Source organism: Stieleria sedimenti (assembly GCF_025060895.1).
Taxonomy (GTDB): Bacteria; Planctomycetota; Planctomycetia; order Pirellulales; family Pirellulaceae; genus Stieleria; species Stieleria sedimenti.
Genome location: NZ_JANZKV010000177.1, coordinates 20,798 through 33,274 on the forward strand (window position 1 = coordinate 20,798; position 12,477 = coordinate 33,274).

Annotated in this window: 9 protein-coding genes; 3 read left to right on the forward strand and 6 right to left on the reverse strand. The window is 60.2% G+C overall.

What is annotated here, in order from left to right; translation table 11 throughout:
- Window positions 1–11: 11 nt before the first annotated feature.
- From NZK35_RS22255 to NZK35_RS22265, 3 genes are read right to left on the reverse strand one after another with little or no spacing between them, the layout of a single operon-like run.
- Window positions 12–2,405, reverse strand: coding sequence for a VWA domain-containing protein (locus NZK35_RS22255; RefSeq protein WP_259634728.1), 2,394 nt, complete (start codon window positions 2,403–2,405; stop codon window positions 12–14).
- A complete protein-coding gene (locus NZK35_RS22260) occupies window positions 2,405–4,672 on the reverse strand; it encodes a BatA domain-containing protein (protein WP_259634729.1) in 2,268 nt (755 codons plus the stop codon). The genes NZK35_RS22255 and NZK35_RS22260 overlap by 1 nt, the downstream gene beginning before the upstream one ends.
- Window positions 4,669–5,577, reverse strand: a complete 909-nt coding sequence (locus NZK35_RS22265; protein WP_259634730.1) for a DUF58 domain-containing protein — start codon at window positions 5,575–5,577, stop codon at window positions 4,669–4,671. The genes NZK35_RS22260 and NZK35_RS22265 overlap by 4 nt, the downstream gene beginning before the upstream one ends.
- Before the next feature lie 362 nt (window positions 5,578–5,939).
- Here NZK35_RS22265 and rarD point away from each other — a divergent pair, with 362 nt between their 5' ends.
- Window positions 5,940–6,821, forward strand: coding sequence for an EamA family transporter RarD (gene rarD, locus NZK35_RS22270; RefSeq protein ID WP_259634731.1), 882 nt, complete (start codon window positions 5,940–5,942; stop codon window positions 6,819–6,821).
- 161 nt (window positions 6,822–6,982) lie between these two features.
- Here the strand turns inward: rarD and leuD are convergent, their stop codons facing one another.
- Both leuD and leuC read right to left on the reverse strand, forming a co-directional pair.
- Window positions 6,983–7,576, reverse strand: coding sequence for a 3-isopropylmalate dehydratase small subunit (gene leuD / locus NZK35_RS22275; protein ID WP_259634732.1), 594 nt, complete (start codon window positions 7,574–7,576; stop codon window positions 6,983–6,985).
- A 34-nt stretch (window positions 7,577–7,610) separates the two neighbouring features.
- Window positions 7,611–9,035, reverse strand: a complete 1,425-nt coding sequence (leuC, locus tag NZK35_RS22280; RefSeq protein WP_259634733.1) for a 3-isopropylmalate dehydratase large subunit — start codon at window positions 9,033–9,035, stop codon at window positions 7,611–7,613.
- A gap of 574 nt (window positions 9,036–9,609) precedes the next feature.
- On the opposite strand from leuC, the gene NZK35_RS22285 reads away from it, so the two are divergent.
- Window positions 9,610–9,978 (forward strand): hypothetical protein, encoded by a 369-nt coding sequence (locus tag NZK35_RS22285; RefSeq protein WP_259634734.1) that lies wholly within the window; start codon window positions 9,610–9,612, stop codon window positions 9,976–9,978.
- Here NZK35_RS22285 and queA read toward each other — a convergent pair.
- The gene (queA, locus tag NZK35_RS22290; RefSeq protein ID WP_259634735.1) at window positions 9,947–11,053 is read right to left on the reverse strand and encodes a tRNA preQ1(34) S-adenosylmethionine ribosyltransferase-isomerase QueA; all 1,107 of its coding nucleotides are present in this window, start codon (window positions 11,051–11,053) and stop codon (window positions 9,947–9,949) included. The two genes, NZK35_RS22285 and queA, sit on opposite strands and share 32 nt — an antisense overlap.
- 249 nt (window positions 11,054–11,302) lie before the next feature.
- On the opposite strand from queA, the gene NZK35_RS22295 reads away from it, so the two are divergent.
- Complete coding sequence (locus NZK35_RS22295; protein WP_259634736.1) at window positions 11,303–12,412, forward strand: primase-helicase zinc-binding domain-containing protein; 1,110 nt, start codon at window positions 11,303–11,305, stop codon at window positions 12,410–12,412.
- Window positions 12,413–12,477 lie beyond the last annotated feature (65 nt).

Genomic DNA, 12,477 nt, shown 5'->3' on the forward strand with positions numbered 1-12,477 from the left:
TTTCCTGTCCGTTACACCAATCCGGCTCGTTTGCGACACCACCATTCGATGGTCAGCAACCCAATGATCAACCAAAACCACAGATAAGACTGCCAAAGCACCGTGTCGGTTTCGATGACGGTGCCGCTGGAGAGCGGCTTGAGCAATTCCAGCATCCGCTCGGCGTCGGATTCATGGATGTACGTCCCCTCGCCTGCCGATGCGATTTGACGCAAGGCGTCTTCATCAAGACTCATCCGCTGCATCTCGGCGTGATCGTCTTCGGTGACCCAAATCGGCGTCGACGCGAGCAGAGCGGATTCGTCAAAACCGCTGGCACGAATTCGGATCGAATATTCACCGCCGGGTAGCGGCGGCACCTGGCCGACATAGGTGCCGCGGTTGGGGTTATCGACACTCAATGGCACCGTGGCGATTTTGTTGCCGTCACGCATGACCAACGCATCGACGGTGGCATCCGCAACGGGGTTGCCACGGACGTCACGTAACCGGGCGCGGACCACGACTGATTCCCCCCCCTGGTATTCCACCTTGTCGGTGCCGATGGAAACGTACTGATCACTGGCGGAAAACGGCGGTTCCATCGCCGCGACGACCAACTGGTTCCAAAACCGGGCGTGAAATCGATCGGCAACTTTGTAGCGCCAGCGCCAGGTTTGATCGGAGGCGAAATAGAACACACGTCCCGCCCCGTACATTCGTGTGGCCAACCACGGTGTGCGGGTGCCGCTGTCCGAGACCGCTTCGCCCCAAGCCTCGGCGCCTTCACTCAATTCGACGTTCGCACTCCACTTGGGCGCCGGCAGGGAACGCCAAAACGAATCCAGTTGATCGGTTTGATCAATCAAGCCAAGCGCGGGTTGTTCCAGTCCAGCCGGTGTCGCCTGCAATCGGCTGGGCACCGGCAAGGTTGAGCTTCCTCGATAGCGAACCGGCATCAATTCGCCGAACTCGGTGGCGGCCAAGGCGCGGAGTTTTCCGAACCGCCCGTCGATGATCACCAGACCACCACCGCCGGCGACGAAACGCGACAGCAGTCCTCGGTCGCCGGTCGTGAATTGCGAAGAATCAATTTCACCCAATAAAACGGCATCGTACTGCTCCATCTCCGCTGCGGTCGCGGGAAACTGTCCCGGAGCGCTGCCACGTTGCAGTTTGGGACTGGACGTCCCGGGGCCAAACAAGACCACGTCGGCCTGCCAGGCGGGGTCGCGGACGAACAGGTTTTTTAAATAACGGGTTTCCCAGCGGCTGGATCCGTCGACGATCAACAGTCGACGATTGCGCGTCGATGCCGCAACACGGAAGTGCGACAAGTTATTGTCCGCCGAGTAATCGGGACCATTGGATTCGACGGTCGCGACCAGACGCAAAACTTCGTTGGTTCGATTGATGCCGCGCGGTGATCGTGAACGGAGCGATTGAACGATCTGGCCGACGTCGATTTCAAACGGCACAGCCTGTTGCCCCGTGTTCGAAATGCTGATCGACTTTTGCCAGACGGTTTCTCCGTCCGATTCAATCCGAACCAAGACCGGTTCGCCTTGCCGGCCGAACTGTTTAACGATCACTTGGCCGGCCAATTTGCCTTCGGCTGCGACGGTTTCCGGGCGGATGACTTCGACAATTCCGACGTCGGGTGGTTCATCGACGGAACCGAACCCCAGCGTGTTGACCGTGGTTCCACCGCTGGCGAGTTGTTTGGCGACCGAGGGTGGTGAGCGTTCCAATCGCTTTGCCGTCTCGGTGTCACGCCCGTCGGTCATCAACACGATCGCGGCACGGCGGACCGAGTCAACCGAGCCGTCAGACGACTGGGCGGCGGAACCACCGACTGCAGATTGACCGGCCGCAGCGTCTAAATTGATCGTCGAAAGGATGGATTGAAGCGGACGCGACAGATTGGTAGCCGGGCCGTCGGCCGCCCAATCCAAGGCCGTCGGCAGTTCCGTCTGGTCATCGGAGGACCAGATCGAGACGGGATCGGAGTCGCTGTAGGCGATGACATCGATCGCGTGAGTCTTCTGGATCTGCTCCAACCAACCCGGCTCGGTGGCGTTGCCAAGCAGCGATGCCGTCGCGCGTTGCAGACGATTGTCCGCCGTGGTTTCCGATTGGCTGTCGGTCAGCGACATGCTGCGCGACGTATCGACCGCGAACACGACCCGCCCGAGGGTTCCGATCACCTGTCGACGGTGCCAAACCGGTCCGGCCAAGATGAACACGACCAGTGCGACGGCGGTTCCGCGCAGCGCCGGCAGCAAGTATTGATACGGTGATCGGATCGACCGCGTTTCTCGCGCATAGAGCACGACGACCCCGGTGACCGCCAGCAGCGCGAGGATTCCGACGAACCAAGCCGGCAAATCGCCGGCGAAGCGGATCGATGCGAAGGGAGAAACCATTACGAAGTGCCTCCCGTGATTCTCCGTCGGGCAACCAGGTTTTGCTGCAACCACAACTCGGCGACCAACGCGATCAATAGCGCCACCAAAATCACCCGCCAGATCTCGCGTCCGAAGGAACGCGAACGGTCGGCGTCTTGCAGCAACACGGCGCTCTCGAACACCTGCGCGCTCAGAATGTTCGCCAATGTTTGTTGACGTTCTTGGCTGACATCGACCAACATCGATTCGGACGCGTCGACCGTCGCAATCCGAAGGGTTTCCATGGTTTCGGATTTCTCCGGATCGGCAAGATCGGTCAACCGTTTCTGAATCGTGTAAACGCCGGGGGAATAAGTCGCCGTCAGACGCACGGGTTCGCCCGCGTCAGGTGTCTCGAGTTCGAATTGTCCTCGCGGGGTGCGTGCGGCAAAATGCGTGCGGGTTTCCGCGCCCCGTTCCGTCTGAGGCGCCGGCCAATCATTCGGGCTGATCACGATCGGTTGCCCCACCTGAATCATGGCGTCGCTGCGTTTGCCGGCCAGATCCAAAACCATTTGCTGAATCAGCGGCAGAAAGACCGGCCGCAGCGGCAGGTTGGTCCAGGCGGCATTTCCCGAGATCGCAAACTGCACGACCGTCCCGTCGCCGACGGTATCCATCACCGCCAACGGTGCTCCGTCGGTGGTTCGCAGCAAGACGATCCGATGGGTGGGCGCGTTTTCGTCCGCTTCGTCGATCGTGAAGGCACGGTAGGCGGACAAGTTCACGGCCGACAGCGGGTTGTCACTTCCGCGGGCCAGGATCTTCCAGGGCTGGTACAGAGACGTGGGCTGATCGATGGCAAACGTTTCTTCGGAGCCACCGCTGTCGACATCGGGATTCCCCACAACGTCGCCGAGCGAGGCGGGGAACGACAGCACAGCGTCTTGGTTTCGCCAACCCTGATTGTAGAGTTCTGGACGCAAACTCGGTCCGTCGAACACGACCAACGCCCCGCCTTGATCGACAAAGATCGCAATCCGTTGCTTGGCCGAATCGGAAAGTTGTCCGACGCCGCAAAGCACGATGACACGCGTCGGGTTTTCATCGAGTGCGGATTCCAACCGTTGCGACGTCACGACGGCGGCGCGGACCGGATCGGGGCGGTCATCACCGCCGAAGGCAAAGGGGCTCAGCGCGATGGCCAAAAAGTCGGCTTGTCCGCTGAGCGGTTCATTACCGGGCCGACCGTCGACCAACAGCACGTTGACCTCATTGATCACCTCGACAGCCACACTACGCGTGTTGTCGTCGACCAGCACGTCACCACGATCGATCGTCGCGGCGATTTCATGGATCCCGGCCTGATCGATGGTGTGCGTCAACCGATTCGTCGATGTTGATTTCGCATCGATCGAAACGACTCGTGGTTCCAACGGTTTTCCGTCGATCGACCAGATCAATCGCAAGTCGTTGGCGGGCAGGTCGGACGCATTGCGTAGCGTCGCCGTGTAAACGCCCGAACGCTCGCTGACGATCACGGGCGAATCGATGGTCACCGCATCGACCGAAACGTTGGCCAGGTCGTCCCAGTGGGTGCCCACGTCCAGCATGTCGATGACCATTTGATTGCCGCGATCGGATTCCGCTTCGATCTGATTCGTTTCGGCGATGCGACGGGCGGCTTCCAGGGTCGCGGCATCGACCGCCCCGGCTTGAAAATCGGACACGACCAGAATTTGGCGTCTCGGATGCGAGCCTTCGTCGGCGGCCGCGATGGCCGCATCGACCAGTTGACCGATCGAAACGGCGTTGCCTTGGGCATCGATTTTTCGCAGGGCGGCAAGCGCATCGGAAACACCCATCTTGGACGGGACGGCGCCCAAACGCGATCCGCGGACCAACATCACTTCGTCGCGCCGCGTCAGATCCGCCAGCACGGTTCGAAGTTCTTCTTTGGCGACTTCGATCCGCGCCGGTTCGCCCGGCGGCGTCAACGACATGCTACGCGAATCATCGATCGCGATGACCAGTGTTTTCGGAGCATCGCCGGCGAGTGCGCGAAGCCCCGTCCAAACGGGCCGGGCCAGACAGAACGCCAACAGCACGGGGATCGCACATCGCAACAGCAACAACAACAGATTGGTCACCTGCATGCGACGGCGATTGACACGCACCACGCTTTCGAGCAAGTACATCGCGCCCCAGTCCACGGTTTTGAACCGGCTGCGAAAGAACAAATGGATGATCAGCGGGATAGTGAAAGCGAATGCGCCAAACGCCAATGCTGCGTTGAGAAGACTCATCGGACCGCGCGTCTCCTTGCCGCAACATACTCATGCAAGACGTCGACAAAGGGTTGGTCCGTGGTGATCGGGATCAGATCGACGCGACTCCGTCGACTGGCCTCGCGCAAGGCCTCGTTGTGTTGGGCCAGTCGGTCCTGATAGGCATCTCGGATCGACGCGGCATCCACGGTCTGTTCGTCGATGGCATGTTCCAAGTCACGGAATTGAATACGTCCCGAAAACGGAAATTCCACTTCGTCAGGGTCTAAGATTTGAAAAAAGATGATCTCGTGCTTGTTGGCTCGAAACTGAGCCAAGGATCGTGAAATCGATTCGGCGTCGCCCATCGAATCGGAAATGATCACGATCAATCCACGCCGTCCGACTTTGGGAACGATCTTTCGGAATACGCCGCCCAAGTCCGTGTCGCGTCGTGATTGGTCCGCCACCAGTGCCGACAGGATCGGTTGCAGGTGAGAGGGACGGCTTCGCAGCGGGACCTGTTGCCGGAGGTCATTGTCAAACGTCACCAGCGCGACGGGATCTTGTTGTCCCAACATGAAGTAGGCGAAGGCGGCGGCGAGTCGTGTGGCGTATTCGTGCTTGCTCAAACCGTCGACGCTGCGAGTGCCCTTGTAGGCCATCGAACCACTCTGGTCGACCAACAAGTGACATCGCAAGTTCGTCTCTTCTTCGTACTGGCGGATGTACAAACGATCGCTCTTGCCGAAGACCTTCCAATCGATATTCTTCAGCTCGTCGCCTTGGACATATTGTCGGTGCTCCTTAAATTCGACACTGAACCCTTTGTGGGGCGAACGGTGTCGTCCACTGCAGTAGCCTTCAACGATCTCCCGCGCCAGAATTTGCAGTCGCGCGACGCGCGAAAGTTCCTTGGGTTTGACGAAATCCAAAATCCGCATGGGGGGGCTCGGGTTCGGTGGGCTGAGATTCGGTGGGGATCGATTTTGAGGGAATTGGACTGGATTATACCCTCTCACGGCTCGTTGATTCATTGGGATCGACGAAGTTCTCCCGTGGTCGATTGGGATTCCCGTCGACGACGAACAGGATGGCCGATGGCTTGGCGTCGAGGATGCTTCGAACGCGCTGCCATTCTGCAAGGAGGATCTGTAAGCTCACTCGATTCGGCTGGTATTCACGGAATATCGGCCGGATTCGCTCAGGCTTGCGGGGGTGATCGGTTGATCTCGAATTGCAGCAAGTCCACCGCCCGTTTGGTTGGGCATTCTACGGCGTTTGCCAAGGTTTTCAAAAACACCGCATGTCCGCATCGACCCGTCTGGGATTTTTCTGCGCCGTTGCCGCCAACGTGATTTGGGGCCTGTTTCCGATCTTCTGGAACCTACTCCGCGGGACGTCGGCGCTGGAGTTGGTCAGCCACCGGATCGTCTGGGCGTTTGTGTTTTCGATGGTGATCGCCGTGATTCGCTTTCGGCTCAGCAGCCGGATCGTTCGGGCGGCGCTGTTGGAGTCGCTTCGCCGGCGACAAACGTGGGCGATCTACTCCGCCGCCGCGTTTCTGATCGCGATCAACTGGGGGGCGTTTCTGTACGCGGTGACCAATGAGCAAGTGCTGCTTTCGTCGCTGGGTTATTACATCAGCCCGCTCTTCAACGTCTTACTCGGCGTCGTCGTGCTCGGCGAGCGATTGTCGGCCCCGCGTTGGGGCGCGGTCGGTTTGGCCGGCGTCGGCGTTTCGGTGATGACCGTCGCCGCGGGCCAATTCCCCTGGGTTTCGTTGCTGATGGCCGGTTCGTTTGCCGGCTACGCGTTGGTCAAAAAGAAAGCCCGCTTGGATCCGATGAACGGCTTGTTCTTGGAAACGCTCGTACTGTTATCGCCGACGCTGGTCTATTTGGCTTTGTTGTATCAAGGCGGTGCCGGCGACTTTGGTCGCGGCGACCCGGTGCTGGACTGGATGTTGATCCTCGGCGGATTTTTAACATTGGTTCCGCTGGCATTCTTCTCCGCCGCAGCACAGCGCATTCCACTGACGTTGATCGGCGTCCTGCAGTTCATCGGGCCGACACTGCAGTTCTTCGTCGGCGCGTTTTACTTCGGCGAACCGATGTCAACCGACACGCTCGTCGGGTTCGCGTTTGTTTGGAGCGGCGTCGCGGTGTTTCTGGCGACGCGGCGGTGAACGCCGGGGGACGTTTCTCGACGTAGGTCAGGCTGTGCCTGACGGCCCCTCGGCATGCACAGCATGCCCTACGATCCGCGTTGGCATGCACAGCATGCCCTACGATCCGGGATGGCATGCACAGCATGCCCTACGATCTGGGATGGCATGCACAGCATGCCCTACCAGGTGCGGGCGGCTTCGTACTGGGAGATTTTGTCCTCGAACTTGAGCGTTTGTCCGATATCGTCCAATCCCTGCAGCATCTTGTCACGTCGGCTGGCGTCGACTTCGAAAGGACGCTCCCAACCGTCGGCGTCTTTGACGATTTGATTCTCCAGATCAACGGTCAATTCGTACGTGCCCTTGGCTTTCGCGGTTTCGAACAGATGGTCGATATCGGACTCGGCCAACGTGATCGGTAGCACGCCGTTTTTGAAACAGTTGTTGAAGAAAATGTCGGCGAACGAAGGCGCGATCACGCTGCGGAACCCATAATCGTCGAGCGCCCAGACCGCGTGTTCGCGGCTCGATCCGCTACCGAAATTACGACGGGCGACCAAGATCGAGGCGCCTTTGACGGCGGGTTGGTTCAGTTCGAATTCCGGGTTGGGCGTTTCGCCGTCTTCCAGAAAACGCCAGTCGTAAAACAGGAATTGCCCGAATCCGGTTCGTTCGATCCGTTTGAGAAACTGCTTGGGGATGATTTGATCGGTGTCCACGTTGGCACGATCCATCGTCGCGACGACGCCGGTGTGTTTGGTAAAGCTTTGCATGGTTGATTGAAGGGTGGTGTTTGGTTGGAGTCGCTCAGGACTTGAAGTCCCACTCGCGGATATCGACGAAGTGTCCTTGGATGGCTGCGGCGGCGGCCATCGCGGGGCTGACCAGGTGTGTCCGTCCGCCCTTGCCTTGCCGGCCTTCGAAGTTTCGATTGCTGGTGCTGGCACAGCGCTCGCCCGGCGCCAACTTGTCGGGGTTCATGGCCAAACACATGCTGCAACCGGCTTCACGCCAATCGAACCCGGCTTCGCGGAAGATCTTGTCCAGGCCTTCGCGTTCGGCATGCACTTTCACTTTACCGCTGCCCGGGACGACCATCGCGTTGACCTTGTCGCTGACGTGGTACCCTTTGATCACCTCGGCTGCCGCCCGCAGGTCTTCGATACGGGCGTTGGTGCAGGAACCGATGAAGACGCGGTCAATCGCGACGTCCTCCATCGCAGTGCTCGCTTGGAGCCCCATGTAGCTGAGCGCGTCGCGGGTGGTTTTTTGATCGGTCGGATCGGAGAAGTCGGCCGGATCCGGCGTCTTGTCTTTGACGCTGATCACTTGGCCGGGGTTGGTGCCCCAGGTGACCTGGGGCTGGATGTCGGCACCGTTGAAGTGAAGCGACTTGTCATAGGTCGCTCCGGCGTCGGTGGAGAATTGTTTCCAGCGGGCGACGGCGGCATCGAAATCGGCCGGTGATTCCGGCAAACCTGCTAAGTAATCGAAGGTGGTTTGATCGGGTGCGATCATCCCGGCCCGTGCCCCCGCCTCGATCGACATGTTGCAGACCGTCATGCGTTCTTCCATCGTCAGATTTCGAACACAGTCGCCGGTGTATTCCAGCACATACCCGGTGCCGCCGGCGGTTCCGATTTTGCCGATCAAGTACAAGATCATGTCCTTGGCCGTCACGCCCTTGGGCAATTCGCCGTCGACACGTAATTCAAACGTTTTCGGTTTGAATTGCAGCAAGGTCTGTGTCGCCAAGACGTGCTCGACTTCGCTGGTTCCGATCCCGAAGGCGAGGGCGCCGAACGCACCGTGAGTGGCCGTGTGGCTGTCGCCACAGACGATCGTCATGCCCGGCTGGGTGTAGCCGTTTTCGGGGCCGATGACGTGGACGATGCCTTGGCGGACGTCGCCGATGTCGAACAGTTGAACGCCGAATTCGGCACAGTTGTTCCGCAGCGTTTCGATCTGTTTACGGCTGATCGGGTCGGCGATGGGCAGTGATCGGTCGCTGGTCGGGACATTGTGGTCGGGCGTGGCGAGCGTTCGCTCCGGCCGACGCACTGGACGCCCGTTGATCCGCAGCCCTTCAAAGGCCTGGGGGCTGGTGACTTCGTGAACCAGGTGCAGATCGATGTACAAAATCGCCGGTCCAGATTCCGGTTGGTGGACGACGTGTTGGTCCCAGATTTTGTCTAGCAAGGTCCGCGGGGCGGACGTGTCGGCATCGGTCATAAGAGGGGTGGGGGAAGCGTAGGAATGCTGAAATCGAAGCCTTCACTGTCGACTGAAAGCACGGAATTGTCAATGAGCGATCCGGCGACCAGAATGTGCGGGCGGCCGGGCGGGCGACGACGTGTCTTTGCCGCATCCAGTCGTGACACTCGTTCGTCGTCACTCTCCCCAAAAAAGACCGGCTTCGAAGTCGCGATGCATCGACCGCATCAGCTCAGGCGTCCGGGGTGGCGGCGGATCGGATCGCAAGCTGATCGCTTCCGCCGTGGGATCGCACGCGGCGAGGCTGCGTCAGAGGATCGCAAGCTGGAAGCTTACGCCGTGGGATCGCACGCGGCGAGGCTGCGTCAGAGGATCGCAAGCTGGAAGCTTACGCCACTTGACTGCAAGCCGGAAGCTTACGCCACTTGACTGCAAGCTGGAAGCTTACGGTACTTGACCGGTCCCCGTGGGGCCGCCGAAAGCGTAGAATCGGGGCGGCTACCGGATCCCCAATTTACCGCGGAGAATTTACCCGAACATGTTTGTCTGGATCGACCGGCTCCTGCTTTTGGCTCTCGTCCTTGTCGTCGCGGTGCTCACAGTGACCTCGTTGCCGGCTCTCGGCGGCGAAACACTGGGCGGCCAGGCGCTACTGGCCCACATGATGGCCAGCGGGGTCCTGGTGATGGGATTGCCCGTTTTTGCCCTGTTTTTCTTGCGGTACTTCGTCGCCAAGCGGCCGACATCGAGAGTTCAGAATCTGGGCTATTTGGCGACGGTGGCGACCGGACTGGTCACCATCGTCACGGTCTTTCTGTGCATGTTGCCGATTCCCTCAACGCACCAAATGCACTCCTTGATGTCGATTCACGCCTGGGCAGGATTTGCGATGATTCCCGCGATCGTGCTGCTGTTGTTCGGCGCGCGGGCTACACGATCAGCATCGCATCCCCATAGCTGAAGAAGCGATATTCGTTTTCGATCGCTTTGGCGTAGGCTTCGAGAATCAATTCCCGCGTGGCAAAGGCGCTGACGAGCACCAGCAAGGTGCTCTTGGGCAGGTGGAAATTGGTCATCAGCGTGTCGACGACTTGAAAGGTATACGGGGGCCGGATGAACAGATCGGTTGTTGACGTCCAGGCCCGCAGATCGCCCGACAAGTCGGCCGCGGCGCTTTCGAGCACCCGGACGCTGGTCGTGCCGACTGCCACGCAGCGACCTCCCGCGGCCCGTCGCTCGACGATCAAATCGGCATTTTCTTCCGTGATCTGTCCCCACTCGGTGTGCATCTCGTGCTCCTCCAGCGTCTCGCTACTGATCGGACGAAACGTCCCCAGACCGACGTGCAGCGTCACTGATGCCGTTTCCGTTCCCCCGTCGGTGATCTGGCCGAGCAGGCTGGGCGTGAAATGCAATCCCGCGGTCGGTGCCGCCACGCTGCCGGGGGCTTTGGCGAACACCGTCTGATAGTTCGAGACGTCCGCATCGACCATGTGCCCATCGCGAATGTAGGGCGGCAGCGGCACCCGGCCGTAACGATTCAGCCACTGATCGGCACTGGAAGATCCTGACAATTGATTTTCCTCGTCATTGGCAGCGGCCAGCCGATCGGCCGGCGGTCGGGGCAACACGAGCAGGTGTCCGTGCTCGGTTCGCGCGACCACCTCCAGCCGCATGCCGGGCAAGCCGTTGCGGTCTTCGATCGTGATCGTCTCCCCCGGCACCAGTTTGCCGCGAGTTTTGGTCAGCACCTCCCAAATGCCCGACCCCGAATCTTCACGCAAAAACAAGCCCTGCCAACGACCCTGCGTTCGCGTACGGAATCCGACCATTCGGGCCGGGATCACGCGACTGTCATTGAGCACCAACGTGTCTTCGCTGCGCAACAGGTCCGGTAAATCACGCACATGGTGGTGCTCGATCTCGCCGCTGGCCCGATTGACCAACATCAGCCTGGCGTCACTGCGGGTCGCCAGGGGTTCCTGGGCGATCAGTTCACGGGGCAATTCGTAATCATAAATATCAATTTCGCTCATGGACGAAGTGTAACAAGCCGCGCCAAGATTGAAGATAGGAGGCACGGTGGAACGACCGTCACATTCGGAGCCATTCGATGCAGCGGGGCGTTGGTCGATCCGACATGGCCGGAACGCCGCCGCATCAGCTTGTCGCTTGTCGATGGAAACTGGAAAAGGCGGCAAGCCTGTTCCATTCTGGATCGACCGGCCGGAAGCCTATCCGACGTTGATCCCTCACCAGCTGAACTCTGTCCGATCACCGCTGAGATGCCGTTTTACAATCTGGATGAACTCCGTCGAGCCGCCGCGGGACGTTGGGCACAGATCCTGGAATCCGCCGGTCTTCCGGCTCAGCTTCTGGACGGTCGCAACCGCCCCTGTCCCAAGTGCGGCGGACACGACCGGTTCGCAGCGTTCCCGGATTTGCAGCAACGCGGGGCCGTCCATTGCCGTCACTGCTTTACCCGCGGCTGCGCCATCTCGCCAAGCGACGGAATTGCCACGCTTCGTTGGTGGCTGGATTGTTCGTTCGCCGAATCGCTATCGTTCTTAGCCGACGCGGTCGGCGTCGCGCCCGAACGTGGCGACCTTTCGCCGTCGCTGCCCGGTGGTGGCAGTCGTGCGCGTCCTTTCGCGGCGCAGAACGCTTCGCCCTGCACGTCGCCCTTCCGTACCGAACTGCCCCAAGACGTCATTGACGCGCACACCCAATTCGCGCGTGATGCTTACCGCCGAATCGATCCGGAAACACGTCGTCGGCTGGCCGAGCAACTGTCCGCCAGCGAAGACGCCCTACGGGCGCTCCGCGTCGGCTTGACCGCCGACGGGCGAGGTTCAACCTGGCCGATGCGCAGTGAAGCCCACACGGTGATCGGCGTCCGGATCAGCGGGCTGCCCTGGACCGATCAACGCCGCGCGAAGTGGTCGCGGCGGGGGAGCCAAAGCGGGATCTTTGTCGCCCGCCGAAGGGCTACCAACACAACGTCCAACGCGGACTCGACAACGCTGTACATCACCGAAGGTGCTTCGGACACGGCCGCCGCGATCGGCTTGGGGCTGTGGGTGATTGGACGAGCCAGTTGTAGCGCGTCAACCTTCTTTGTCGACCGATACATCCATCGCCATCAACCGAGCCGGTTGACGATCATCGCCGACAATGACGAGGCGGGGAAAAGCGGAGCCAAGCGGTTGGCAAAGTCGCTTTGCCAAGCCCTGCCTCAATCGTTGTCCGCAGTCGACGTGATCGTGCCGCCAGTCCCGGCCAATGACTTCCGCGCTTGGGTTGCAGCAACAACAACAACCCCGATCGATTTGGCAGACGCCACAAAACTCGCCACCTTCGCCCCGCTGAAACAAACGACGTTCGAGTTTGGGTAGCGTTCCTGTCCCGGTCGCTGCAACGCAGCGACCGTAGGCGGCCAACGCCCAATACCGCTAAGTTA